The organism is Hansschlegelia beijingensis, from assembly GCF_014196425.1.
Lineage (GTDB): Bacteria > Pseudomonadota > Alphaproteobacteria > Rhizobiales > Methylopilaceae > Methylopila > Methylopila beijingensis.
On sequence record NZ_JACIDR010000001.1, the window covers coordinates 283,885 to 309,247 of the forward strand.

The following is a 25,363-nucleotide window of genomic DNA, read 5'->3' on the forward strand; positions in this document are numbered from 1 at the left end:
GACCGGACCCGATCGATGAAGACTTCCGTCGTCCGACCCATGCTGGTCTTGGTTGCGGCGCTGGGCGTTGGCTCCGCCGCGGACGCCGCCGGCAGCGCAGCCGCCGGAGGGGCGCAGTTTCGCGCGCGGTGCGGCATCTGTCACAAGGCCGCTCCTGAGGCGAATTCCATTGGGCCGACGCTCTACGGTGTGTTCGGCCGGAAGGCCGGGACCGCGCCAGGATACCACTATTCGGATGCGATGGTCTCTGCCGGAACGGTGTGGGACGAGGCGAGCCTCGACGCCTTCCTGAAGAGCCCGAACGCTGCGGTTCCGGGAACGAAGATGTCGTTCGCCGGGATGGCCGACGCCGGGCAGCGCGCGGATCTCGTCGCCTTCCTGAGGACTCTCGGCGAAGGCCAGCCCTGACCACGGTCACAGCCCGGCGCTGCGGAAGCGGGCGCGGGTGATGGCGTCCGCCGACAGGGCTTCGGCCTCCAGCCGGGCGAGCTTCCGCTCCAGCATCGCGAGTTCGTCTCCCACGAGCGCGGACTGCGGCGCCTCGCCCGAGCGGAACGGCGCCTCGATCATCGGTTGCTCCTCGTCGGGCGCGAAGGCGAGGAGCACCCGCGCCACGACGTAGAACGCGGCGTAAGCCAGCAGGGTGGTCGAGGCGCTGAACACGAGGCCGAGCAGGAAGGCGCCCCGGAACATCAGCGGGCTGATCCCCGTGAGGTCCGAGAGCGTGGCGCAGACGCCGAGCAGCCATCCGCCGAGCCGCCGGGGAACGAGAGCCCGCGCCCGCCGGATCATCGCATGAGCTCCGACGCCGCCTGGCCGCGCTCGGCGCGCATCACCGTCTCGAGGTTCTCGATCCGCATCGCGATGTCCGCCGCATTGCTGGTCAGGGCCTGCATGCGGTCCTCCTCGTCGGCCTTGGCGGCCGCGCTCTCCAGCCAGCGGAGGAGCGCCGCCGCGACCGCCACCGTGGGGGTCACGACGAAGCACAGGAAGGCGAGCGCCGACAGCAAGGGTCAGCTCTTGGCGTAGGAGAGCGCGCTCTGGCCGGCGAGCTTCTCCTTGAGGTCCTTGAGCTCGGCGCTTGCGGCCGACTCGATCGCGAGCCGGTTCAGCGCGGCGTTGACCTCCGAGGCGCGGCCGACGTCATAGACCTCGACCCGGCCCTCCAGTTCGTCGAGCAGTCCCTCCACCTCGCCGAGCTGCGACATGGCGGCGTCGATGCGCTGGTCGTAGGTCTTGCGGCGCAGCCACAGCCGCGTGGCGGCGGAGCGCTGGAGGGTGCGCATGGCGCGTTCGCGGGCCTTGGCCTCCTGCAGCTTCATCTGCAGACCCTGCATGTCCTGGCTCTGATGGGCGAGCGAGCGAAGCACGCTTTCGAGCTGCTCCTCGAGCGTCGCCAGCATCGAGACGTTGCGCGCCTTGGCCTGCAGGGCTTCGGTCGCGAGGTCGTCGCGGCCGCGCTGGACGGCGATCTCTGCCTTGGACTGCCAGTCCGCGACCTCGGCCTTCAGCTTGGCGACGCGGCGCTCGAGCTCCTTCTTCTCCGTGATGCTGGCGATCGCGGAGGAGCGCGCCTTCACGAGCGTCTCCTCCATGTCCTGGATGAGCAGGCGAAGGCGCTTCTGCGGATTGCTCGCCCAGGTCACGACCGAGTTCACGTGTGACCGGCCGACATGGATCGCTCGCGAAATGATTCCCATGCCAAGCTCCCTGCTGGACGCGGCCGGAAGCGACCGCGCGCTCCGCCGACGCGGAGCAAGTCGCATGCCATGGGATCTCAACGACGGCGCGTCGCGGGGCGGGGCTTCTGAAACGCGCTGTGATGGCGCAGCGCGGTCGCGCGCTTGATGCCCCTTGGAGCCTATGCCATAGGCAACGCCTCCCCGCGGGCGCAGACTTCAGAAGGTGGCGTAGATGACGGAAGTCCAGGGCCTGATGGCCGGCAAGCGCGGGCTCGTGATGGGCGTCGCCAACAACCGGTCGATCGCCTGGGGCATCGCCAAGGCCGCCGCCGCCGCCGGCGCGAAGCTCGCCTTCACCTATCAGGGCGAGGCGCTGAAGAAGCGGGTCGAGCCGCTCGCCGCGGAACTCTCGGCCGAAGTGGTCGGCCATTGCGACGTCACCGATCCGGCCACGATAGACGCCGTCTTCGAGAAGACCGGCGAGCTTCTCGGCGGGCTCGACTTCCTGGTCCACGCCATCGCCTTCTCGGACAAGGACCAGCTCGACGGTCGCTACCTCGAGACCACGCCCGAGAACTTCCACAAGACGATGTTCGTCTCCTGCTATTCGCTGACCGCGGTCGCGCAGCGCGCCGAGAAGCTGATGTCCGGCGGCGGCTCGATCCTGACGCTGACCTATTACGGCGCCGAGAAGTGGATGCCGCACTACAACGTCATGGGCGTCGCCAAGGCCGCGCTCGAGGCGAGCGTGCGCTACCTCGCGGCCGACCTCGGACCGCAGGCGATCCGCGTCAACGCGATCTCGGCCGGTCCGATCAAGACGCTGGCCGCATCGGGCATCGGCGACTTCCGCTACATCCTGCGGTGGAACGAGTACAACGCGCCGCTGCGCCGCACGGTCTCGATCGAAGAGGTCGGCGACTCGGCGCTCTATCTGCTGTCCGATCTCGGCCGCGGCGTGACCGGCGAAGTCCACCATGTCGACGCCGGCTACCACATCGTCGGCATGAAGAACCCGGACGCGCCCGACATCTCCGTCGTGGGCTGACCCGGCGGGCGCGGTCGTCGCGCCGGCTCGGGGAACTGCATCCTCCAACGGCGTTGGACGTTCGGCGATCGCCAGCATACAATCTTGCGATCGTATGGAATCCGTAGCGAGGATCGTGGCGCGTGACGTCTGCGTGGAGGCCGCGGATCGGAGCTGCGGCGGGACCGCTCTATCTGCAGATCGCCGACCAGATCGAGGGCGCGCTCGCGTCCGGCGACCTGCGCGCCGGCGACCGGCTGCCGCCCCAGCGCGCGCTGGCGCAGGAGCTCGGCGTCGATCTGACGACCGTGACGCGCGCCTATGCGGAGGCGCGCCGGCGCAACCTGCTTGACGCGGTCACCGGCCGCGGCTCCTTCGTGGCCGCGCCAAGACGGCCTGCAGGGCCCGCCATCGACCTCACCATGAACGTGCCGCCGTCGCCGCGCGGCGTGCGGATGGCGGAGGAGATCGGCCGCGGGCTGCGCGAGCTGCTGGCGCGCTCCGACGTCGACACGCTGATGTCCTACCACGCCGGGCCGGGCGCCCCCGGCGACCGCGCCTGCGCGGCCGCCTGGCTGCGGCGGACGCTGGGGCCGGTCGATCCGGAGCGGCTCTGCATCAGCCCGGGCGCGCAGCCGGCGCTCACGGCGGTGCTCGCGATGCACGCGCGCGGGCAGGGCGTCGCGCTCGCCGAGCCTCTCACCTATCCAGGACTGCTGGCGGCGGCCGCGCATCTGCGGCTTCAGATCGCGCCGGTGGAGGCCGACCAGCACGGCATGCGGCCGGACGCGATCGAGGCGGCGGCGGCGCGGACGGGCGCGCGGCTGATCTACCTGAACCCCACGATCTGCAATCCGACGACTGAAACCATGCCGGAGGCGCGGCGGCGGGAGATCGTCGCGGTCGCGTCGCGCCTGGGCCTGACGATCGTCGAGGACGATCCTTACGCTCCGCTCGCCGACGACGCGCCGCCCGCCTTTGCGGCTTTGGCCCCCTCGCTGACCTGGCACGTCGCGACGGTCTCCAAATGCCTCGCGCCGGGCTTCCGGACCGCCTTCGTGGTCGCCCCGGACAGCGCTGGCGCGGCGGGGCTCGCCCGCGGCCTCCGGGCGCTCACCCTGATGCCCGCGCCGCTGATGGTTTCGCTGCTGAGTTGCTGGATCCGGGACGGCGTCGCCGGCGAGGTTTTGGCGGGCGTGCGCGCCGAGGCGGCCGCCCGGCAGACGCTGGCGCGGGAGATCCTGCCCGCCGAGGCGCGGGCGCACCCGAACGGGCTGCACGTCTGGCTGCCGCTGCCGAGCCGCTGGAACAGGCACCGGCTGATCGAGAGCGCGCGCGCCCAGGGGCTCGGGGTCACGCCATCCGACGCGTTTCTGGCGGGCGGCGGCGACGCCCCGGAGGCGGTGAGGATCGCGCTCGGCGGGGTGCCGGAACGCGCCCGCCTAGCCGGCGCGCTGCGGACGCTCGCGGCGGTCGTCGCGGACGCGGAGGCGGCCGCTCACGAGGTCGTCTGAGACTTGATGTCCAGCCAGACGGAATGGGCTTCCGCCTCGTCCTTCCGCACAAGCCGGCCTTCGCCGGCCTTGTGGTGATACTGGCTCGCGACCAGCCAGCCCTTCAGGGGGCGCAGCGGCGGGATGCAGGTCAGCAGCAGCAGCGGCAGGGTGGTGAACAGGTGCACCCAGTAGGGCGCCGTGTAGGCCGCCTCGAGCCACACCGCGAAGAAGGCGGACGGCAGGCACGCGAAGGTGATCGCGAAGAAGGCCGGCCCGTCCGCCGGATCGGCGTAGGAATAATCCAGGCCGCAGACCTCGCATTCCGGACGCAGCTTCAGGAAGCCCTGGAACAGGTGGCCTTCGCCGCAGCGCGGGCACCGGCCGCGGATGCCGACAGCATAGGGCGCGAGGTTGGGCTGGTGAGCGGACATGGCGTCTTGCCTCCCGGCCGCCCGTCACGCGAGCGGCTCCTGTGACGCAATATGGGGAGCCGGAGCATACAATGTCAACATTGTACGCTCCAGAACTCAGCTCCGGGAGAAACGCGCCACCGCCTCCACATGGGCCGAATGCCGGAACTGGTCCACCGGCGTGACGGAGTCCAGCCGATAGCCGCCGGCGATCAGGATCGCGGCGTCGCGCGCCAGCGTCGCGGCGCTGCAAGACACCGCGACTACGCTGCGGACCTTCGAGGCGGCGAGCGTCCGGGCCTGCGCCTCCGCGCCGGCCCGCGGCGGATCGAACACGACGGCGTCGAACTTCGCGAGCTCCGCCGCGGTCAGCGGGCGGCGGAACAGGTCGCGCGCCTCAGCCGTGACGCGCTTCAGCCCGCTCGCCATGCGGGCGGCGGCGGCCAGGGCCTCGACCGCGGGCTTTTCGGTGTCGGCGGCGTAGACCTCCGACGCCCCGGCGAGGCGGAGCGCGAACGGCCCGACGCCGCAGAACAGATCGGCCACGCGCTTCGCGCCCGCGACGCCTTCAGCCACGAGGCGCGCAAGCTCGGCCTCGCCCAGCGCCGTGGCCTGCAGGAAGGCGCCGGGCGGCGGGGTCACCTCGGCGCGGCCGATCGCGAGCGTCGGCCGCCGTCGTTCCACCACGACGTCGCCATGAATCGAAAGGCGGGCGAGATCGAGCCGGCCGGCGAGTTCCACGAGCCGCAGCCGCAACGACTCCGGCGGAGGACCGCCGCCTCTGACGTCGACGTCGAGGCCGGCGAGCGTCGCGCTCGCCACGATGTCGAGCGGCTTGCGGCGCGAGCTCAGCGCCGCCGCGAGCGCCCGCGCGGCCGGCAGGGCGCCGGCGAGTTCGGGCGCGAGCAGCGGGCAGGCCGCGATCGGCACGATCGCATGGCTGCGCGCTTCGGCGAAGCCGACCGCGATGCGCCCGTCTGCGCCCGGGCGCGCGTGAAAGGTGACGCGCCGACGACCGGCTCCGTGGGCGTCGAGGCAGGGCGCGATGCGGTCCTCGACCTCAAGGCCCGCGCGCCCGAACGCCTCCGCAAGCAACTGCCGCTTCCAGGCGAGCGCGGAAGCTTGCGCGAACTGCTGGGTCGCGCACCCGCCGCAGGCGCCGACCTCCGGGCAATAGGGCGCGACCCGCTCCGGGGCCGCTTCGACGACGCGGACGAGGCGCGGCCGCTCCCCCGAAAGGTCCGCCTCGACCAGCTCGCCGGGCAGAGCCAGCGGGACGTGAACGGCGCCGCCGGCGGCGAGCGCGACCCCGTCGCCGCGGTGGCCGAGGCGATTGATGCGCAGCATCTCGGTCATGCGCGTCGCGCTCCGAGCAGGAATTCGCGGTTGCCGTCGCCGCCTGCGATCGGCGAGTCGACGACGCCGAGCGGCTCGCAGCCGAGCCCGGCGACGAGCGCGGTCGCGGCCTCGGTGACGCGGGCGTGCACCTGCGGGTCCTTGACCACGCCGCCCTTGCCGACGTCCTTCCGCCCGGCCTCGAACTGCGGCTTCACCAGCGCGATGAGGGCCGCCGCCGGGGCCGCCAGCGCGAGCGCGGCGGGAAGCACGACGGCGAGCGGCGCGAAGCTCACGTCCACGGCGATGATCGAGGGCGGGGCCGGCAGCGCGTTCGGGGCCAGCGTGCGGATGTCGGTGCCCTCGAGGCTCAGCAGGCGCGGCTCCCCCTGTAGCCGCGGGTGAAGCTGCCCGCGGCCGACGTCCACCGCCGTGACATGTGCGGCGCCGCGCGACAGCAGGACTTCGCTGAAGCCGCCGGTCGAGGAGCCGACGTCGAGCGCATGCGCCTCCGCCACGTCGATCCCGAAATGGTCGAGCGCGAAAGCGAGCTTCACGCCGCCGCGGGAGACGTAAGGGTGGGCCGGCTCCGCCTCGATAGCGGCGTCGGCCGCGAGCCCGTCGGAGGCGCGCCGGACCGTCGCTCCATCGGCGCGCACCAGGCCGGCTGCGATGGCCGCCTGCGCCTTGGCGCGGCTTTCGAAGAAGCCCCGCTCGACGAGCAGCAGGTCCGCGCGGCGGCGGGGAGGGGAGGACATGAGGCGGATGCGGCCGTCTGGATGAACCGGGCCGCTGTCTAGCACGCCGGAAACGAAAACGGGGGCGCAGAGCGCCCCCGTTCCGTCAGATCAGATCTGTCGATCGTCTCAGTACTTGGTGACGATCGGAGCCGGAGCCGCCGGGGTCCACAGCGGGATGATCACGCGGGTCCAGAGACGGGTCTCCTTGCCGCCGAGGTTCCGCTGCCACACGTCGCGGGTCAGGTAGGCCTGCATGATGACCGGGCCGAAGTTGTAGCCGACGAGCGGGCCGAGGGCGAACTGCTTCTGCTTCGGACGGCCGTTCGGGGTGTCGTACTCGGTCGAGCCGAACGCCGCGAGGCCGAGTTCCCACTTGCCGAAGGTCTTGGTCGCGGTCAGGTCGAGGTTGAAGCCGTTCGCGGTCTTGCCGCCGACCGACTTGTCGGTGTCGAACGTGATGCCCCAGAGCAGGTTGGCGGTCAGGTTCCAGCCGTCGCCGGTGTAGCTCGCCGCGAAGTCCTGACGCCAGGTGGTGGCGCGAACGCGGATGTCCTTGTCGCCGGCGTTGAAGTAGAAGCCCGACAGGTAGCTGACGCCGAAGCCGTTGCCGAGGTCCCAAGCGAGGGCGGCGGCGGCGAACGGGTTGTAGAGGCCGTAGTTGTCGGCGCCGCCAGCGGCGTCCACGTGAGCGTTCGGCAGGGCGCCGAGCAGCTGGAAGTTGCCGCCGAGGATGGTCCACGGGGTCGACCAGGCGATGACCGGAATGTCGACGAGGAGCTTGGTGTCGGGGTTCGTGTTGCGAACGCCCCAGCTCAGCGTGTTGACGAAGTAGACGCCTTCCGGAAGCGGCGCGCCGCGCGCCAGGCCGACCGTCTCACCGGTCTGCGCAGTCGCGGGGAAGGCGCTGGCCTCCATCGACGAGGCGCCGAGCATCATTGCGCCCACCGCCGCAATTTTCATCACGTTCTTCAGCATGTTGCCTTTCCTCCGATCGGCGCCCTGCCGGGACGCCGCCTCTCCGAGCACGAAATCGTTTTCGCCTACCGGTTCGGTTTCTTCCGTCCCCGAAGTCGAAATCTGTCGGAAACAGAACCGATGGCTCAACAAGCGCCCCCGACTCGGCGCCGCTAGGTGGAGAGGACATTTTTTGGGCGCGTTTCGCCACCGGAATCACGGGGTCTCGCCTTAGTTGCGAGCCCACTGTCGCTGAAATGTCGCAGCACTTGTTGGGTAAACGAGTCGTTAATTCACGTTGCAGCGAGAGCGGAGCGGCGCCCTCTCTTTGTGCAAGTTATAAGAACTTCAAACAGTTGGCGGGTTGCAGAAGCCTCGCCAGCGGCGGCCCACGCTACCTGAGCGTGTTTTGCGCGACCGTCAGCCCCGGCAGACCACCCGAGCCGCCGATCGCCAGATCGGGCGTCGCGACCTGGTCCCAGCGGTAGCCCAGAACCCCGCCGCGCCGTGATCCCGTCACAGTATTGCCCACGATCGTCGCCGGTCCGACGCCTTCGACGACCGAGACGCTGATTCCCACGTCGCAGCCGCGCACGACGTTCCCGGTGATCGTGACGTCGCGCAGATAGGGGCCCCACCCGGCGTTGATCCCGGCGGTCGGCGCGTTCTCGACCACGTTGCCCGTTACGGCGACGTCCGCCTCCACGCCGATCCCGAGGCCGTAGCTGTCGCCCGGGCCGTCGAGCTTCTTCCGCCGGAAGAGGTTGCGGACGAGATTGCCGACCACCGTGCCGAGCCGGCCTCCCTCGTTGAAGTTCGCGATGCAGATGCCGTTGCCGGCGCCGTCGACCAGGTTCGAGGAGATCACCGCGCCCGAGAAGCCGTATTCGGCGAAGATGCAGGTCTCGCCGCTGTCCAGGCACAGATTGTCGGTGATCATGACGTCGTCGGCCGCGTGGGCGCGAACGGCCGAGAAGGCGGAGCGGCGGATGGCGTTGCCGGAGATCATCACGCCGCCGGCCTTGGAGACGTTGATGGCGTTGCCGTTCCAGCCGAGGCCGCCGTCGAGCGCGCCGGTGTCCTCGATCCGGTTGCGGCTGATCACGGAGCTCTCGTCGGCCTTGTCGTTCCGGCGGAGCAGCACGCCGTTGTTGCGGCAGCCGAGGATGACGCTGTCGGTGAGCGACACGCCCTTGCCGTCGATCGAGAACAGCGCCGCCTGACGCGCGCCCTCGAAGCGGCAGTCGCGGAGCGTGCCGCCGGAGCGCACCAGCATCACGCTGTTCGCGCCGGCGTCGAGCACGGTCACGTCGTCCATGGCGAGCCCGGAAACGTCCGCGAATTCGAGAACGCCGGTTTCGGCCGCGCCCGGGATCGAGCCTCCCACGAAGGTGATGCCGCGCAGCGCGATCCGCCTGGCGCCCCTTGCGGACAGCACGGGGCCCGAACCGGAGAGCTCCAGCCGGGTCGCCCGCGGCGCCCCGACCAGCGTGACCCCGTCGGGCAGGCTGACGTTCGACACGCGGTAGGTCCCGGGCCTGAGCGCGAGCGGCCGGCCTTCGCGCGCCGCGCGCTCGAGAGCGCGGCCCAGAGCGCGGCTCTGGTCCGCCTCGCCGGGACGCAGCCCGAGCGTCTCGCCGTCGAGCGCGCCCGGCAGCGCTTCGGCGAAGGGAGGCGCCGCCGCGAGCCCGGCGAAGGCCGCGCTGGCCGCCATGAAGCGTCTGCGCGAGAGCGAGAGATCGGCTGGCGCCGCGCGGGTCACTGGTCGCCTCCGGGAGAACGCGGTCCCGCCGGGCGGGGACGCCTCAAGCTTCGCCGTTGGCGAGCTCGCGAACAAGCCGCGCGTGGGAGTCCAGCGTTCGCGCTCGGTCGATCGTGATGCAGCGGCCCTGCTCGACGACGACGCGGCCGCCGACGATCGTGGTCGCAGCGCGGGCCGGCCCGCACAGCACGAGCGCCGCGACCGGGTCCCACTCCGCACCGGCGAAGGCCGGGCCGGAGACGTCGAACGCGGCGACGTCCGCCGCCTTTCCGGGCGCGAGCCGGCCGATGTCGGGTCGGCCGAGCGTCCTGGCGCCGCCGAGCGTCGCAAGCTCCAGCGCCTGGCGCGCCGTCATCGCCGCAGCGCCGGTCGCGACGCGCTGCAACAGCAGCGCCTGGCGCGCCTCGTTGAGAAGATGGCCGGAATCGTTGGACGCCGATCCGTCGACGCCGAGCCCCACCGTGACGCCGGTCGCCAGCATCCTGCGCACGGGAGCGATCCCGCTGCCGAGGCGCATGTTCGAGCACGGACAATGCGCGACCGCGGTTCCGGTGCGGGCGAACAGGTCGATCTCTGAAGGATCGAGCTTGACGCAGTGCGCGTGCCAGACGTCGGGGCCGCACCAGCCGAGCTCCTCGGCGTACTCCCCGGGCCGAACCCCGAACCGCTCCAGCGAGTAGCTGACGTCCTCGTCGTTCTCGGCGAGATGGGTGTGCAGCGGGACGCCATAGCTCCGCGCCAGTTCGGCGGAGTCGCGCATCAGCTCGCGGCTGACCGAGAAGGGCGAGCATGGCGCCACGCCGACGCGGGTCATGGAGAAGGGGCTCGGATCGTCGAACGCCTCGATCAGCCGTCGCGTGTCGGCCAGGATCGCGTCCTCGCTCTCGACCATGGCGTCGGGCGGCACGCCGCCCTGCGACTGGCCGATGCTGATCGCGCCGCGGGTGGCGTGGAAGCGCAGCCCGACCTCGCCCGCCGCCTCGATCGAATCGTCGAGCCGGGCGCCGTTCGGGAACATGTAGAGGTGGTCGGAGCTGGTGGTGCAGCCGCTCTCGGCGAGCTCGGCCAGCGCCACCATCGCCGAGACCCGGATGTGCTCCGGTCGCATCCGCATCCACAGCGGATAGTGCGCGCTGAGCCAGCCGAACAGCAGCGCGTCCTGCCCCGCAGGCAGCGCGCGCGTCAGGTTCTGGAACATGTGGTGGTGGGTGTTCACCAGGCCGGGGGTCACCACGCAGCCGCGCATGTCGAGCGAGAGGTCGGCGTCGCGCGGCAGCTCCGCGGTCGGGCCGACCTGCTCGATCACCCCGTCGCGGGCGAACAGGCCGCCGTCCCGGATCTCCCGCCGTTCCTCGTCCATCGTGACGAGGACGTCCGCGTTCCGGATCAGCAGGGTCGGCAAGGGCGGCTCCAGGGCAGGGGCGGGTCCGGCGCTTCATGGCCGACGGCGAAGGCGGCGTCGAGGACGCGGAACGAGCGCGGACGGGACAGGACGCGGCTTTCGAGGATAGCCGCTTGCGGCGGCCTATTCGGCCGCCGCCGGCGCCTCGGCGCGCTCCGGTTCGAGCGCCGCCGCGATCGCGTCGTCGACACGCTCCAGCCAAATGAACTCCAGCCGGTCCCGCGCGCCTTGCGGGATCTCGTCATAATCGCGGCGGTTGCGCGCCGGCAGCATCACCCGGGTGACGCCGGCGGCCGCGGCGGCGACCACCTTCTCCTTGATGCCCCCGACCGGCAGCACGAGCCCGCGCAGCGAGATCTCGCCGGTCATCGCGGTGTCGCTGCGGACGGTGCGGTTGGTGAGCAGCGACGCCAGCGCGACATACATGGCGACGCCTGCGCTCGGCCCGTCCTTCGGCGTCGCGCCGGCCGGGACGTGCACATGCACGTCGTTCTTCTCGAACATCTCCGGCTCGACCCCGAGCGAAGCCGCGCGGCTCTTCACCAGGCTCATCGCCGCCTGCGCGCTCTCGCGCATCACCTCTCCGAGCTGGCCGGTGAGGATGAGCCCGCCGCGGCCCGGCGTGCGGGTCGCCTCGATGAACAGGATGTCGCCGCCGACGGGCGTCCAGGCGAGGCCGGTGGCGACCCCCGGGACGCTGGTGCGCATCGCGACCTCGTTCTCGAAGCGCGGCTGGCCGAGGATGGTCGTGAGCTCGTCGACGCCGATCCGCACCTGGGCGGCGCTGCCTTCGGCGACCTGCACGGCGGCGTGCCGCAGCGCGCGGCCGATCTCGCGCTCGAGATTGCGCACGCCGGCCTCGCGCGTATAGGCGCGGATGATCGCCCGCAGCGCGTCGTCGTCGATGTCCGCCTGTTCGGCCGTGAGGCCGTTCGCCTCGAGCTGCCGGCGAACGAGATAGCGCCGCGCGATCTGCAGCTTCTCGTCCTCTGTGTAGCCGGCGAGGCTGATGATCTCCATGCGGTCGCGCAGCGGCCCGGGGATCGTGTCGAGCATGTTGGCGGTCGCGATGAAGGCGACGCGCGACAGGTCGAACGGCACGCCGAGATAGTTGTCGCGGAAGGTCGAGTTCTGCTCCGGATCGAGCACCTCGAGCATCGCGGCGGAGGGGTCGCCCTGCACGCCGCGGCCCATCTTGTCGATCTCGTCCAGCATCATCACGCAGTTGCGCGCCTTGGCCTTGCGGATGCCCTGGATGATGTTGCCCGGGAGCGCGCCCACATAGGTGCGGCGGTGACCGCGGATCTCGGCCTCGTCATGCACGCCGCCGAGGCTGACGCGCACGAAGGGCCGGCCCATCGCGCGGGCGATCGACTGGCCGAGCGAGGTCTTTCCGACGCCGGGCGGGCCCACGAAGCACAGAATGGGCGCGCGGCCCTGCGGGGCGAGCTTTCGGACCGCGAGATATTCGACGATCCGGCTCTTGATCCGTTCCAGGCCGTAATGGTCCTCGTCCAGGATGCGGCGGGCTTCGGCGATGTCGATCAGCTTCTCGTCGCCGAGCCGCCAGGGCAGCTCGATCAGCCAGTCGAGATAGGTGCGCACCATGCCGGCTTCGGCGGCCGCCTCCGGCATGCGCTCATAGCGGCGCAGCTCCTTGCGGGCCTGCTCCTCGACCTCGGTCGGCATTTCGGCCTTGGCGATGGCTTCGCTGAGTTCGGCGACCTCCTGCGTCTTGCCCTCGCCCTCGCCCAGCTGGCGCTGGATCGCGGCCATCTGCTCGCGCAGCACCGCCTCGCGCTGCCGCTCGTCGAACGACGCCTTGGTCTGCCGGCCGATCTCGGCCGTGATGCGCAGCACCTCGATCCGCTCGGCGAGCAGCCGGGAGACCTTCTCCATTCGCGCGCTGAGGTCGAGGGTCTCGAGGATCTCCTGCTTGTCCTCGGGCCTGACGTCCAGATAGGCGGCGGCGAGGTCCGCCAGCTGACCCGCCGACGTTGCGCCCTGCACGGCGGCGATCAGCTCCTGCGGCGCCTGCGGCAGCAAGCTCAGCGCCTCGACGGCCTGGCCCTGCAGGTGCAGGAACCGCGCCTCGATCTCGGGCGAGCGCGACTCCGGCTCCGGGATGTGCAGGACGCGCGCGGTGGGAAACGGCGTGCCGGGCAGGAAATCCAGCACGCGCATGCGCTGGACGCCCTGGCAGACGATGTGATGCGAGCCGTCCGGCGCCGTCATGTAGCGCACGATGTTGGCCACCGTGCCGACGCGGTGGAGCTGGTCCGGCGTGGGATCGTCGATCTCCGCGTCGCGCTGCAGCAGCACGCCGATCGGCCGCTCCTCGCGCACCGCCTGCTGGACGGCGGCGATGGATTTCGGCCGGCCGATCGAGAACGGCGCGATGAGGTGCGGGAACAGCACCGCGTTGCGCACGGGAAGGATGATCAGCGCGTCCGACGGGATCGGCTCGCCCTGCGAGGGCGCCGGAGTGTCGGGGCCGGGGGCGCCCGAGGCGTCGCTTGGCGTCATCGGCTTGCTCCTACGTGACCTTGGAGAGGCTGAAGACGAGGCAGCCATTGTGCGCGACGCGACGGACCACGTAGCGGCCCGCCGGAAGCGGGATGCGGCGCTCGAACCGGCCCTGCGGCAGCTCCAGCCGGTGGATGGCCGCGTTGCGCAGTTCGGGCGGCAGCACGCGCCGACCCGCGACGATCAGCGCGCCGTCGTCGATCACGGCCTCGACCTGGTCGGGATCGACGCCCGGCAGGCCGACGATGACCAGAACCTCGTGCTCGGTCTCGATGACGTCGACCGGCGGCTCCCAGCAGGGCTCCGGCGCGGCGCCTCCCGGCCTGAGCTGAAAGATCTGCCGGCGCATGCGTTCGGCGCGCGCCAGCGTCTCGACCGCTTCCGCCAGCATCCAGTTCGCCGGATCCCGGTTCGCCATTGGGGGCCTCTCTTCGTCGTGTCCGCCGAGCGCGCCCGACAGAGCGTCGTCGGCGAGTCAGCGCGTCTGGCCTGAAAGCGTCAAGCCGACGTCCGGCCCCCAGTTAAGGAGTCCGGACGTCGCCGGTCCATGACCTCGGACAATCGCGAGACGCAGATCGCCTGCTCGCCTTCGTCACTGCTGTTTCCGTCGCTCCGCGACCTTTTCGGGCGTCACCTGGCCCTGCTTCCCGCTGAAGTGGCCGATGACGTAGTTCGCCACGGCGGCGAGCTCAACGTCCGAATAGGCGGCGAAGCTCGGCATCCACGCGCCGGAGTTGATGTCCTTCAGGTCCGATCCCTGAAGCAGCGCCATCGTCAGGTTCACGCCGTCGGGATCGTTCACCGAGCGCAGGCCCGCGAGCCCGGCGTAGGGCGTCTGCTGGCCCTTGCCGTCGTACTGATGGCAGCTGGCGCAGGCGCCCTCGAAGATCTTGCGGCCGAGATCGCCCTTCGCGGCGTCCGCCGGCGGGGCCCAGGCGGTGGATTTCTTCAGCGACTCCGGATCAGGCGCGATCTCGGTCCCGGCGGGCCCGGGCTGCGCCTTCACGATCCGCAGGTAGCTGATCAGCGCGTTCCGGTCGCCCTCGTTCAGGTGGCGGGTGCTGTATTCGACCGCCTCCGCCATCGGGCCGGAAGCCGCCGCGCGTCCCTCGGCGTGGCCCTTCGCGAAGTAGTCGGAGAGCTGCTGGTCGGTCCAGGCGCCGACGCCGAAGGTCTTGTCCGAGGTGATGTTGTAGGCCCGCCAGCCCTGGATGTCGGCGCCGGCGAACTCCTTGCCGTCATCGAGCGCGAAGGCGAGGTTGCGCGGCGTGTGGCACTCGCCGCAATGACCCAGCGCGTTGGCCACGTAGTCGCCCCTGTTCTGCTCCGGCTTGCGGTCAGGATCGTCGCGGAAGCGGCGGGCGTCGAGGAACGCCATGTTCCAGAACGCCATCGCCCAGCGCTGGTTGAACGGGAAGGACAGCTCGTTCTTCTTCGCCGGCGCGTGAACCGGCTCGAGGCTGAACAGGTAGGCCTTGATGGCCACCGCGTCGTCGCGGCTCATCCTGGTGTAGGACGTGTAGGGGAAGGCCGGATAGAGATGGCGGCCGTCCTTGCGGACGCCGTGATGGAGCGCGCGGACGAAGTCGTCGTCGCTCCAGGTCCCGATGCCGGTCTCCTTGTCGGGCGTGATGTTGGTCGAATAGATCACCCCGAAAGGCAGCTTGAACGGCGTTCCGCCCGCATAGGGCTTGCCGCCCGGGACCTGATGGCAGGCGACGCAGTCGGCCGCATGCGCCAGATACTCGCCGCGCCTGACGAGTTCGGGCGACGCCGGCGCGTCGGCCGCCATGACGTCCCTGTCGTTGTGCAGCCAGCGGTAGCCGGCGAGCCCCGCGATCCCGATGGCGGCCAGAACGACGATCGCGACCGCGATCCTGACCAGGTTTCTCACGACCGCCCTCACGCCGCGCCCGCCTTCGGATCAGCGAGCAGCCGGGGGTCGAGCGGCAGCCTCCGCAGGCGGACGCCGGTCGCGGCGAACACCGCATTGGCGAGCGCCGGGGCGGCGATCGCGGTGCCGACCTCGCCCATGCCGCCGATGGGGCCTTCGTTCTTAACGATGTGCACCTCGATCGGCGGCGTCTCGTTCAGGCGCATCATCCGGTAGTCGTGGAAGTTGCTCTGCTTCACGGCGCCCTTCTCGAAGGTGATCTCGTTGAAGAGGGCCATCGTCCAGCCGAAGATCAGGCCGCCCTGGATCTGCGCCTCCACCGTGTTCGGGTTCATCACCGGGCCGCAGTCGATCGCGGCCACGCCGCGCCTGATGCGGATGACGCCGCGCGGCGACACCTCGACCTCCGCGATCGCGCAGACATGGCTTCCGAACGGCGATGCGAAGGCGACGCCGCGGCCGACGCGCGGCGGCAGCTTCTCGCCCCAGCCGATCGCCTCCGCGGCCTTGTTCAGCACAGAGAGCGGACGCGGGTTCTTGGTCAGCATCTTGCGCCGGAACTCCACCGGATCCTTGCCGGCGGCGTGCGCGAGCTCGTCGACGAAGCCCTCGACCTTGAAGATGTTGTGCGTCGGTCCGACGCCGCGCCACCAGCCGATCGGAATGGCCTCCGGCATGTCATGCGGCACCCATTCCACGTGGAAGGCGGGGATGTCGTAGGACAGCTCGTCGGAGCACTCCGTCAGGTCGGCGTCGAAGCCGTCCTTGCGCAGCATCTGCGGCGCCCAGCGCTTCGGCACCGAGGCTCCGCAGGTGCGATCCTTCCAGACCACCGGGTAGCCCTCGTCGTCCACCACGGCCGAGACCCGGTCGAGATAGGCCGTGCGCGGAATGTCGTGGCGGATGTCGTGCTCGCGCGACCAGATCATCTTGACCGGGTAGGGAACCTGCTTGGCGATGTTGACCGCGAGCTCGACGGAGTCGACCTCGAGCCTGCGCCCGAAACCGCCGCCCAGATACTGGTTGTGGAGGATGATCTTGTCCTCCGGCAGTCCGGTCAGCTTCGCGGCCGCGCCGACGGCCCGGGTCGGCACCTGGCTGCCCACCCAGATCTCGCAGGCGTCCGGCCGCACATGCACGACCGCGTTGAGCGGCTCCATCGGGGCATGCGCGAGGATCGGGTGCTGGTAGACCGCCTCGATGGTCTTGCCCTTGCGGTCGAGCGGGCCGTCGCTGCGGGCGACCAGCGCCTTGCCGGTGCGCGACGCCTCGTCGAGCGCCTTGAACAGGCCCTCGGTCGAGAAATCGACGTTGGGCCCGTGGTCCCACTCGATCTCCAGGGCCTCGGCGGCCTTCTTCGCCGCCCAGTAGTTCGGCGCCGTCACCGCGACGCCGTGCGGCAGGCGGATGACGTCCTTCACGCCCGGCTGCTTGCGCGCCTCGTCCTCCTTGACCGACTTCAGCGTGCCGCCGGCGGTCGGACAGGTGATCACATAGGCGACCTGCATGTCGGGCACGCGGATGTCGATGCCGAAGATCGCCGAGCCGTCGACCTTGGAGGGGCTGTCGATGCGCCGCATCGGCTTGCCGACGAGCTTGAAGTCCTTCGGGTCCTTCAGCCCGACCTTCTCGGGCGTCTGCTGCCTTGCGGCGGCCTCGGCGAGTTCGTTGTAGGTCGCGGAGCGTCCGCTGGCGGCGTGCTTCACGACGCCCGCCTTGGTGACGCATTCGGCGGCCGGCACGCCCCACTGCTCGGCCGCGGCGGAGATCAGCATGGCGCGCGCCACCGCGCCGGCCTCGCGCAGGATCATCCAGTTCGCCCGCACCGTCGTCGAGCCGCCGGTGGTCTGCGACTTGAGCAGCGGCGTGCCGTAGAGCGCGTCGATCGGCGGGGCGTGCTGGACGATGACCTGGTCGAGCCCGACGTCGAGCTCCTCGGCGAGCAGCATCGCTTCCGTGGTGTAGACGCCCTGGCCCATCTCGACGTTCGGCATCACCAGCCGCACCGGCCCTTCTCGGTCGATGCGGATCAGCGCGTTGGGGGCGAAGGTCGCGCCTTCCCGGGCGGCGAGCTCGGCGTCGCCGGGCTGGGGGCGCGCCGAGATGGTGGCCCTGGCCGAGCCGACGCCGAGGAAGAAGGCGAGCGCGAAGCCGCCGCCGGTCTGCAGGAGCGCGCGGCGGCTGGGCTGCGCGACGTCGGGGATCGGGAGGGTCATTGCGCCGGCCCCTTCTGGAGGTTGTAGGCGATCGTCTGTTCGGCGACCGGCTTACCGGTGGCGGCCTGATGGATCGCCTGGCGGATGCGCACATAGGTGCCGCAGCGGCAGATGTTGCCCGACATGGCGGCGTCGATGTCCTCGTCGGTCGGCTGCGGGTTGTGCCGCAGCAGCGCGGCGGCGCTCATCACCTGGCCGGTCTGGCAGTAGCCGCACTGCACGACCTCGACGGCGAGCCACGCGTCCTGGATCTTCTTGCCCTCCGGCGTCGCGCCGATCGCCTCCACAGTGGTGATCTTGGCGTCGCCGAGCTCCCCGACCGGCAGCACGCAGGAGCGCACCGCCTGGCCGTCGACATGCACCGTGCAGGCGCCGCACTGGGCGATGCCGCAGCCGAACTTGGTTCCGGTGAGGCCGATCACGTCGCGCAGCACCCAGAGGAGCGGCATGTCCTCGGGAACCTCGACGGAGCGGTCCTCGCCATTGACGTTGAGCGTGAGCATGCCGGCGAGCCTCCCTCGATCCTGAGGCGGCGCCTGGACGCCGCTTCGGGCGACATAGCGCCGGGATCCTGCGCTTTCGACGCTCGCTGCTGCAAGCTAGACGTGCAGAGATGAGCATGGCCGGGAGGGCCGCCGGGGTCGCAAGGTCCGCCGCGACAGGGCCCCGGTCGCCCGCCCGGTCCGTAGGCTGCGTTTTCTCTCGACCGGCCCGTACGGCCCCCATCTGCGAGAACAAGCATGGATTACGTCAAACTCGGCTCCACCGGCCTCGACGTCTCGCGCGTCTGTCTCGGCTGCATGACCTATGGCGAGCCCGGACGCGGCGCCCACGCCTGGACGCTCGACGAGCAGACCAGCCGGCCGCTGATCCGGCAGGCGCTCGAGCTCGGGATCAATTTCCTCGACACCGCGAATTTCTACTCGCTCGGCTCCTCGGAGGAGATCGTCGGCCGCGCGATCCGGGACTTCGCCCGCCGCGACGAGATCGTGCTGGCCACCAAGGTGTTCATGCCGATGCGGCCGGGCCCGAACGGCCGCGGCCTGTCCCGCAAGGCGATCTTCGCGGAGCTCGACGCGAGCCTGAAGCGGCTGGGGACGGATTACGTCGATCTCTACCAGATCCACCGCTGGGACTACGCCACGCCCATCGAGGAGACGCTGGAGGCGCTGAACGACGTCGTGCGCGCCGGCAAGGTCCGCTACATCGGCGCCTCGTCCATGTACGCCTGGCAGTTCGCCAAGGCGCTCTACGTGTCTCGGCTCAATGGCTGGGTCGAGTTCGTGAGCATGCAGAACCACCTCAACCTGATCTACCGCGAGGAGGAGCGCGAGATGCTGCCGCTCTGCGCGGACCAGGGCGTCGGGGTGATCCCGTGGAGCCCGCTGGCGCGCGGGCGGCTCACCCGGGACTGGGACGAGAGCAGCGCGCGGCAGGACAGGGACGAATTCGGCCGAACGCTCTACGTGCCGAGCGACCGGCAGGTCGCCGAAGCCGTGGCCAAGGTCGCGGCGGCGCGCGGCGTGTCCCGCGCCCAGGTGGCGCTCGCCTGGGTGGCGCAGAAGTCGGAAGTCACGGCGCCCATCATCGGCGCCTCGAAGCCCGGCCACCTTACGGACGCGGCCGCCGCGCTCTCGCTGGACCTTTCGGCCGACGAGATCGCCGCGCTGGAGGCGCCCTACCAGCCGCACGCCGTGGCGGGCTTCGCCTGAGCCCTGACGATAGACGTTGCGCCTTGACCGCGTCGGCTGATAGGTCTGCTATATGATATAAGACTGTGCGCGCTGTTTCGGTCGCCCGCCGCTGCGCGACTCCCGCTATAGGGTGGCTGGTCTACGGCATGTCTGGCGCGAGCGCGATGAACGAGAAGGAACTGGCCGAACTCTCCGGCGGCGTGGAATCGCTGGGGTTCCGGCCGCTTTACCGGCAGGTCCGCGACCGGCTGATCAGGCGGCTCGTGGACGGCGTGTGGGCGCCGGGCGAGCCGCTGCCGAGCGAGATCCAGCTCGCCGCGGAGCTCGGCGTGAGCCAGGGGACGGTCCGCAAGGCGCTCGACGCGATGGCGGCCGAGAACCTGGTGGTGCGCCGGCAGGGCCGGGGGACCTTCGTGGCCCGCCACGACGAAGAACGGATCATGTTCCAGTTCTTCAAGCTCGTCGGCGATGACGGCCAGAGGACCTTTCCGCAAAGCAAGGTGCTCGCCCTGTCGCTCGCCAGGGCCAACGCCGCCGAGCGCGCCGCGCTGAAGCTCGCCAAGGACACGCGCGTGATCCGCATCCGCCGGCTGCGCTCGATCAAGGGCGCGCCGGTGATCGTCGAGAACATCGCGCTGCCGGAGCCGATGTTCCCGGGCCTTGCGGCCATGGAGCCGCCGAACAACCTCTACGGCCTCTATGCGATGCGGTTCGGCGTCACGGTCGCCAGCACGCGGGAGCAGCTCAAGGCCGTCGCCGTCTGCGAGGCCGACGCCGAGGCGCTCGGCGCGACGCCGGGCGTTCCGGCGCTCAAGATCGACCGCCTCGCGCTGTCGCTCGAGCGCCAGCCCGTCGAGTGGCGCGTCAGCGTCTGCCTCACCGAGAAGCTGCACTACCTCTCTGAACTGCGCTGAGGCCCGATGGCGGGCGCGCTCGCGAAGCCGTGTCGGCGCGCAGTCTTATAAAAGATATGTTATCACTTTACTTCGCGGGGGAGGGCGTCTAGCGTCCTCGACCTGTCAGAGGACGGCCCGCCAAGAGGCCGCCTCGCAGTCGGCGCGAACCGGCGCCGGCGAGCAGCGGGATGGAAGCGTGACGAACGGCGTGGAACACGCAAAGGCTCACCTGTCCGAATGGCGGAGCATGGCGCACGGCGCCTGCTCCGCCCGCACTGCTGCTCCCGATACGCGACAAGATCAGAACAATCGATTTGTCCTTGGGAGGGACGCATGGCTTCAGAGGGCCCTCTTCTGGAGGTGGCCGGCGTAACGCTTCGCTATAAGACGCCGCAGCATCTGATTACTGCGACCTACCGGGTCGATTTCCAGGTCTTCACCGGCGACCGGTTCATTCTGCTCGGACCTTCGGGCTGCGGGAAGTCGACGCTGCAGAAGGCGGTCGGCGGCTACATGACGCCGACCGAAGGCCAGATCCGGCTGAAGGGCAAGGTCGTGACGCGGCCGGGCCCGGACCGCATGATGGTGTTCCAGGAGTTCGACCAGCTGCTGCCGTGGAAGACGGTGCGGCAGAACGTGGTGTTCGCGCTCGAGGCCTCCGGCCGGCTGACCGGCAAGGCCGCCGACGACAAGGCGATGCACTACATCGAGAAGGTCAATCTCGGCGGCTTCGCCGACAGCTACCCGCACATGCTGTCGGGCGGCATGAAGCAGCGCGTGGCGATCGCGCGCGGCATGGCGATGGAGCCCGACATCCTGCTGATGGACGAGCCGTTCGCCGCGCTCGACGCGCTGACGCGCCGCAAGATGCAGGACGAACTGCTGATGCTCTGGGAGGAGACGCGCTTCACGGTGCTGTTCGTCACCCATTCGATCCCGGAGGCCATCAAGATCGGCAACCGCATCCTGCTGCTGTCGCCGCATCCGGGCCGGGTCAAGGCCGAGCTCAACAGCGTCCAGGACCCGCAGGAGGCTCGGGTGCTCGAGCAGCGGATCCACAACATGCTGTTCTCCGACGAAGTCAGCGAAGCGATGGAGCCGGTTCATGCGTGATTCCGCCGGCGCCGCCGCCATGCCGGGCTTCCCGTCTCCGCGCCCCGAACTGGTGCGCGAGGACGCTTCCGGAGAGGCCATCACGGTCGTCGAGAAGCCGCTTTCGACTTTCGAGATCTGCTACAATTCGAGCTGGCTCAGGAAGGCGCTCATCCTCGTCGTGCTGGCGGTGATCTGGGAGCTCTACGCCCGTTACCTGAACAACGACCTGCTGTTCCCGACCTTCACGGCCACGATCTCGGCCTTCGCCCGCAACGTGGCGGACGGGGTCCTGCCGGCGCGCGCCTGGGCCTCCATCAAGGTTCTGCTGATCGGCTACGCCCTCGGCGTGTTTCTGGCGGCGTTGCTCACCGCGCTCGCCATCGCGTCGCGGATCGGCACGGATTTCCTCGAGACCATGACCTCGATGTTCAATCCGCTGCCGGCGATCGCGCTGCTTCCGCTCGCGCTGATCTGGTTCGGCCTCGGCAATGGCAGCCTGGTCTTCGTGCTGGTCCATTCCGTCACCTGGGCGATCGCGCTCAACACCCATTCGGGCTTCTGCTCCGTCAGCAAGACGCTGAAGATGGTCGGCAGGAATTACGGCCTCGGCGGCGCGCGCTTCATCTGGAAGATACTGATCCCGGCGGCCTTCCCGAGCATCCTCACCGGGCTGAAGATCGGCTGGGCGTTCGCGTGGCGCACGCTGATCGCCGCCGAGCTCGTGTTCGGCGTCAGCTCCGGCTCCGGCGGCCTCGGCTGGTTCATCTTCGAAAACAAGAACATGCTGGACATCCCCAACGTGTTCGCGGGGCTGCTGACCGTCATCCTGATCGGTCTCGTGGTCGAGAACCTGATCTTCCAGACCATCGAGCGCCGCACGATCCAGCGCTGGGGCATGCAGAACTGACGACCGCCCCCTCCATATCAACTATCTTATATATGACCTAAGACGTTGACATCGTCGGACCGCCGGATAGCCTCGGCGGGTCAATAAGAAACGATAAAGCCGCCAACAGGCGGCGGGGAGAAAACGCATGGCCATCGGATTGACGCGGGGCCTCTGCCTCGCCGCAGCGCTCGCTTTCGGCTGGTCGACCGCCGCCTCGGCGGAGGTCAGCACCGTCAGGCTCGCCAAGCAGTTCGGCATTTCCTACCTGCCGCTGACCGTGATCCAGGAGGAGAAGCTCCTCGAGAAGCACGCCAAGGACCAGGGTCTCGACGTCACCACCGAGTGGCTGCGCTTCACCGGCGGCTCCGGCATGAACGAGGCCCTGCTGTCCGGCAATCTCGACTTCGCGGCCGGGGGCGTCGGTCCTGCGCTCACCATCTGGGGCAAGACGCGCAACAATCTGAAGGTCAGGGGCGTCGCCGCGCTCAACGCGATGCCGCTCTACCTCGTCACCACAAATCCTGACGTAAAGACGATCAAGGACTTCACCTCGAAGGACAAGATCGCCCTGCCGACCGTCAAGACGTCGATCCAGGCCGTGACGCTGCAGATGGCCGCCGAAAAGGCGTTCGGAGAAGGTCAGCAGAACAAGCTCGACCCGCTCACGGTCTCGATGGGCCATCCGGACGCGCAGATCGCCATGATGGGCGGCAAGTCCGAGATCAACGCGCATTTCGGCTCCTCGCCGTTCCAGGAGCTTGAGCTCAAGGACCCGAAAGCCCACAAGGTGCTCGACAGCTACGACGTGCTGGGCGGGCCGCACACCTTCAACCTGGTCTGGGCGAGCACCCGCTTCGTCGACGCGAACCCGAAGATCGTGACCGCCCTCGTGGCCGCGCTCGAGGACGCGATGCAGCGGATCAAGACCGATCCGAAGGCGGCCGCGGAGCTCTGGATCAAGGCCGAGAACGTCAAGATGCCGGTCGAGGACGCGGTGGCGATCATCTCCAATCCCCAGAACGAGTGGACCACGACGCCGAAGAAGATGCTCGCCTATCTCGATTACATGAACCGGGCGGGCCTGGTCTCCACCAAGACGGATGACTGGAAGGAACTGTTCTTCCCGAACATCCAGAACGCCCAGGGCAGCTGAGGCGAAACCGGCATGAGCGCAGCGGCGACGGCGGCGCGCGCGGACGCGGACGGTCAATTGACCGTTCGGGTCTGGCGAGGCGCGGAGCACGGCGGGTTCCAGACGTTCCAGGTCGCCCGTCGGGCGAACCAGACGATCCTGGACGTGGTGACCGAGATCCAGCGCGAGCAGGACGCGACGCTCGCCTATCGCTACGCGTGCCGGGTCGGCATGTGCGGGTCCTGCGCGATGGTGGTCAACGGCCGCCCGCGCTGGACCTGCCGCACCCGCGTGGCGCGGGCGGAGGAGGGCGGGCAGATCACGCTCGAGCCGATGCGCAACATGCCGGTCGTGAAGGATCTCGCCGTCGACATGGAAAGCTTCTTCGAGAAGTGGCGCGACGCGAAGGGCTTCTTCGAGCCGGGCGAGACGCCGGCGAACGACTTCGCGGTCGTGCGTCCCGACAGCCCCGAACGCGCCCAGGCCGACGCCGGCGTCGAATGCATCAATTGCGGCGTCTGCTACTCGGCCTGCGACGTCGTCAGCTGGAATCCCGAATATCTTGGCCCGGCGGCGCTCAATCGCGCCTGGACGCTCGTCAACGACGTGCGGGACCGCGGCCAGGACGCGCGGCTCGACGCGGTCAGCGGCGACGCCGGCTGCCACTCCTGCCACAGCCATATGAGCTGCACCGAGTTCTGCCCCAAGGCGCTCGCCCCCACCTATGCGATCGCGGGGCTGAAGCGCGTCACCGCGCGCCGCGTCTGGAAGCGCGGATCGTGAGCGCGCGTCTCTATCTCGCGCAGCGGCTGACCGCGATGGTGCTCGCCTTCGCGGTGACGGTCCATCTCGTCACGATCGTCTATGCGGTGCGCGGCGGCCTCACGGCCGGCGACATCCTGGCCCGCACCACGGGCAATGTCGGCTTCCTGGCGTTCTACGTCGTGTTCGTGATCGCCGCGGCCATCCACGCGCCGATCGGGCTGCGGAGCGTGCTGCGCGAGTGGACGCCGTGGCGCGGCCGCTCGCTCGACCTCGCGATGCTGGGCGTCGCGGCCGTGATCGCGGCGCTGGGCCTCAGGGCCGCCTATGCGGTCTACGCCGCATGACCGCCGCGACCGGCGCGCTCCGGGCCTCCCGCCGCAAGCCCGGCTTCATCGCCGCGATGCTGCATCGCCTGTCGGGCGTCGCGCTCGCGATCTTCCTGCCGATGCACTTCATCGCGCTCGGCACGGCGCTGGGCGGCGCCGACCGGCTCGAGAGCTTCCTGCTGCTGACCCACAATCCGGTCGCGCGCTTCGCCGAGTGGGGCCTCGTCAGCGCGCTCGCGCTGCACATGGCCCTCGGGCTGCGGGTGCTGGCGATCGAGTTCGCGGCGGTGCGCGAGCGCACGGCCGTCACGGTTTCGCTCGCCTGCGCGGCCGGCATGGCGGTCGGCCTCCTGTTCCTGATGAGCGGAGCATGACCGCGCTCGCGGGCATCCCGCTGTCGACGCTGGCCTATCTGTGGGCCGGGGCGTTCGTGGGCGGCGTGGCCTCGGGCGGCGCCGGCTTCGCCTTCGCGCTCGCGGCCTCCGCGATCTGGCTGCACGCGCTCGAGCCGGCGCAGACCACCGCGCTCACCGTCACCTGCGGGACGCTGCTCCAGTTCGTCACCGTCTGGCCCTTCCGGAAGGAGATCGACCGCGGCCGGCTGACGCCCTTCGTCATCGGGGCTGCGATCGGCGTTCCGCTCGGGGTCGCGGTGCTCTCCAGCGTCGACGTGCCGAAGCTCAAGATCGCGATCGGCGCCGGCCTTGCGGTCTACGGCGCCTATGCGCTGATCGCGCCGCGACTGCCCCGCGTCAGCGCCGGCGGCCGGAAGGCGGACGTCGCGGTCGGCATCGCGGGCGGCGTGCTTGGCGGCATCGGGGGCTATTCGGGCGTGCTGCCGACGATCTGGTCGCAGCTGCGCGGCTGGCCCAAGGCGACCGCGCGGGCGGTCTACCAGCCGTACATCCTGTTCGCGAACTTCCTGACCATCGCGCTGCTCGGCGCGGTGGCCTTCGACAGCCGGGGCGTCTCGCTGTTCCTGCTCGCCCTGCCGGCGCTCGCGCTCGGCGGCTGGGCGGGACTTTCGATCTTCAGCCGGCTCGACGAGCGGCTGTTCCGGCGGTTCCTGGCCGGGATGCTGCTCGTCTCCGGCCTGGCGCTCCTGATCTAGGAGGACGAACG

At 70.1% G+C, this 25,363-nt stretch carries 26 protein-coding genes; 12 read left to right on the forward strand and 14 right to left on the reverse strand.

The genetic code is table 11. The features are described from left to right. The first annotated feature begins 15 nt into the window (after positions 1-15). Complete coding sequence (locus tag GGR24_RS01315; protein WP_183393491.1) at positions 16-408, forward strand: c-type cytochrome; 393 nt, start codon at positions 16-18, stop codon at positions 406-408. Between the two features lie 6 nt (positions 409-414). Here GGR24_RS01315 and GGR24_RS01320 read toward each other — a convergent pair whose 3' ends face one another. The 3 genes from GGR24_RS01320 to GGR24_RS01330 are packed head-to-tail and all read right to left on the reverse strand — an operon-like array spanning position 415 to position 1,700. Next, entirely contained in the window at positions 415-792 is a 378-nt protein-coding gene (locus GGR24_RS01320; RefSeq protein ID WP_183393492.1) for a PspC domain-containing protein, read from the reverse strand. Further along, positions 789-1,010, reverse strand: a complete 222-nt coding sequence (locus GGR24_RS01325; RefSeq protein ID WP_183393493.1) for a hypothetical protein — start codon at positions 1,008-1,010, stop codon at positions 789-791. Before GGR24_RS01325 ends, GGR24_RS01320 begins: the two co-directional genes overlap by 4 nt. Positions 1,011-1,013: 3 nt before the next feature. Further along, positions 1,014-1,700 (reverse strand): PspA/IM30 family protein, encoded by a 687-nt coding sequence (locus GGR24_RS01330; protein ID WP_183393494.1) that lies wholly within the window; start codon positions 1,698-1,700, stop codon positions 1,014-1,016. Positions 1,701-1,914: 214 nt separating this feature from the next. Here GGR24_RS01330 and fabI point away from each other — a divergent pair, with 214 nt between their 5' ends. Both fabI and GGR24_RS01340 read left to right on the forward strand, forming a co-directional pair. Then, positions 1,915-2,730: an enoyl-ACP reductase FabI gene (fabI, locus tag GGR24_RS01335; RefSeq protein WP_183393495.1), complete on the forward strand. Its 816-nt coding sequence runs from the start codon at positions 1,915-1,917 to the stop codon at positions 2,728-2,730. Positions 2,731-2,852: 122 nt separating this feature from the next. Then, on the forward strand, positions 2,853-4,223 hold the full coding sequence (locus GGR24_RS01340; protein WP_183393496.1) for an aminotransferase class I/II-fold pyridoxal phosphate-dependent enzyme: 1,371 nt from the start codon (positions 2,853-2,855) through the stop codon (positions 4,221-4,223). Here GGR24_RS01340 and GGR24_RS01345 read toward each other — a convergent pair. The 11 genes from GGR24_RS01345 to GGR24_RS01395 form a co-directional block, all read right to left on the reverse strand. Next, positions 4,208-4,636 carry a DUF983 domain-containing protein gene (locus tag GGR24_RS01345; RefSeq protein WP_183393497.1) on the reverse strand — a complete coding sequence of 143 codons (429 nt, stop codon included), beginning with the start codon at positions 4,634-4,636 and terminating at the stop codon, positions 4,208-4,210. The genes GGR24_RS01340 and GGR24_RS01345 overlap by 16 nt on opposite strands. Before the next feature lie 96 nt (positions 4,637-4,732). Next, positions 4,733-5,971, reverse strand: a complete 1,239-nt coding sequence (locus GGR24_RS01350; RefSeq protein ID WP_183393498.1) for a class I SAM-dependent RNA methyltransferase — start codon at positions 5,969-5,971, stop codon at positions 4,733-4,735. Then, the gene (locus GGR24_RS01355; RefSeq protein ID WP_183393499.1) at positions 5,968-6,708 is read right to left on the reverse strand and encodes a TlyA family RNA methyltransferase; all 741 of its coding nucleotides are present in this window, start codon (positions 6,706-6,708) and stop codon (positions 5,968-5,970) included. The genes GGR24_RS01350 and GGR24_RS01355 overlap by 4 nt, the downstream gene beginning before the upstream one ends. Positions 6,709-6,816: 108 nt before the next feature. After that, positions 6,817-7,665, reverse strand: a complete 849-nt coding sequence (locus GGR24_RS01360; protein WP_183393500.1) for a transporter — start codon at positions 7,663-7,665, stop codon at positions 6,817-6,819. A 373-nt stretch (positions 7,666-8,038) separates the two neighbouring features. After that, the gene (locus GGR24_RS01365; RefSeq protein WP_343066159.1) at positions 8,039-9,406 is read right to left on the reverse strand and encodes a TIGR03808 family TAT-translocated repetitive protein; all 1,368 of its coding nucleotides are present in this window, start codon (positions 9,404-9,406) and stop codon (positions 8,039-8,041) included. Positions 9,407-9,449: 43 nt separating this feature from the next. Beyond that, positions 9,450-10,808, reverse strand: coding sequence for an 8-oxoguanine deaminase (locus GGR24_RS01370; RefSeq protein ID WP_183393501.1), 1,359 nt, complete (start codon positions 10,806-10,808; stop codon positions 9,450-9,452). Between the two features lie 123 nt (positions 10,809-10,931). Beyond that, positions 10,932-13,334 (reverse strand): endopeptidase La, encoded by a 2,403-nt coding sequence (gene lon / locus GGR24_RS01375; RefSeq protein WP_183393502.1) that lies wholly within the window; start codon positions 13,332-13,334, stop codon positions 10,932-10,934. A 10-nt stretch (positions 13,335-13,344) separates the two neighbouring features. Beyond that, on the reverse strand, positions 13,345-13,752 hold the full coding sequence (locus GGR24_RS01380) for an Hsp20/alpha crystallin family protein (RefSeq protein WP_183393503.1): 408 nt from the start codon (positions 13,750-13,752) through the stop codon (positions 13,345-13,347). A 174-nt stretch (positions 13,753-13,926) separates the two neighbouring features. Continuing rightward, positions 13,927-15,228: a c-type cytochrome gene (locus GGR24_RS01385; RefSeq protein ID WP_343066160.1), complete on the reverse strand. Its 1,302-nt coding sequence runs from the start codon at positions 15,226-15,228 to the stop codon at positions 13,927-13,929. A gap of 8 nt (positions 15,229-15,236) precedes the next feature. Next, positions 15,237-17,444: a xanthine dehydrogenase family protein molybdopterin-binding subunit gene (locus tag GGR24_RS01390; RefSeq protein ID WP_183393505.1), complete on the reverse strand. Its 2,208-nt coding sequence runs from the start codon at positions 17,442-17,444 to the stop codon at positions 15,237-15,239. After that, on the reverse strand, positions 17,441-17,947 hold the full coding sequence (locus tag GGR24_RS01395) for a (2Fe-2S)-binding protein (RefSeq protein ID WP_183393506.1): 507 nt from the start codon (positions 17,945-17,947) through the stop codon (positions 17,441-17,443). The genes GGR24_RS01390 and GGR24_RS01395 overlap by 4 nt, the downstream gene beginning before the upstream one ends. 237 nt (positions 17,948-18,184) lie before the next feature. On the opposite strand from GGR24_RS01395, the gene GGR24_RS01400 reads away from it, so the two are divergent. From GGR24_RS01400 to GGR24_RS01440, 9 genes are all read left to right on the forward strand, one after another. Beyond that, positions 18,185-19,156, forward strand: coding sequence for an aldo/keto reductase (locus tag GGR24_RS01400; protein WP_183393507.1), 972 nt, complete (start codon positions 18,185-18,187; stop codon positions 19,154-19,156). A gap of 146 nt (positions 19,157-19,302) precedes the next feature. Further along, positions 19,303-20,052, forward strand: a complete 750-nt coding sequence (locus tag GGR24_RS01405; RefSeq protein WP_183393508.1) for a GntR family transcriptional regulator — start codon at positions 19,303-19,305, stop codon at positions 20,050-20,052. Between the two features lie 315 nt (positions 20,053-20,367). Further along, positions 20,368-21,147, forward strand: a complete 780-nt coding sequence (locus GGR24_RS01410; protein ID WP_183393509.1) for an ABC transporter ATP-binding protein — start codon at positions 20,368-20,370, stop codon at positions 21,145-21,147. Next, positions 21,140-22,036, forward strand: coding sequence for an ABC transporter permease (locus GGR24_RS01415; RefSeq protein ID WP_183393510.1), 897 nt, complete (start codon positions 21,140-21,142; stop codon positions 22,034-22,036). Before GGR24_RS01410 ends, GGR24_RS01415 begins: the two co-directional genes overlap by 8 nt. Positions 22,037-22,163: 127 nt before the next feature. Next, on the forward strand, positions 22,164-23,171 hold the full coding sequence (locus GGR24_RS01420) for an ABC transporter substrate-binding protein (RefSeq protein ID WP_183393511.1): 1,008 nt from the start codon (positions 22,164-22,166) through the stop codon (positions 23,169-23,171). A 57-nt stretch (positions 23,172-23,228) separates the two neighbouring features. Then, positions 23,229-23,933 carry a succinate dehydrogenase/fumarate reductase iron-sulfur subunit gene (locus tag GGR24_RS01425; RefSeq protein WP_246397900.1) on the forward strand — a complete coding sequence of 235 codons (705 nt, stop codon included), beginning with the start codon at positions 23,229-23,231 and terminating at the stop codon, positions 23,931-23,933. Continuing rightward, on the forward strand, positions 23,930-24,259 hold the full coding sequence (locus GGR24_RS01430) for a succinate dehydrogenase/fumarate reductase transmembrane subunit (RefSeq protein ID WP_183393513.1): 330 nt from the start codon (positions 23,930-23,932) through the stop codon (positions 24,257-24,259). Before GGR24_RS01425 ends, GGR24_RS01430 begins: the two co-directional genes overlap by 4 nt. Next, positions 24,256-24,615 (forward strand): succinate dehydrogenase, cytochrome b556 subunit, encoded by a 360-nt coding sequence (gene sdhC, locus GGR24_RS01435; protein WP_183393514.1) that lies wholly within the window; start codon positions 24,256-24,258, stop codon positions 24,613-24,615. The genes GGR24_RS01430 and sdhC overlap by 4 nt, the downstream gene beginning before the upstream one ends. Beyond that, positions 24,612-25,352 carry a sulfite exporter TauE/SafE family protein gene (locus GGR24_RS01440; RefSeq protein WP_183393515.1) on the forward strand — a complete coding sequence of 247 codons (741 nt, stop codon included), beginning with the start codon at positions 24,612-24,614 and terminating at the stop codon, positions 25,350-25,352. The genes sdhC and GGR24_RS01440 overlap by 4 nt, the downstream gene beginning before the upstream one ends. Positions 25,353-25,363 lie beyond the last annotated feature (11 nt).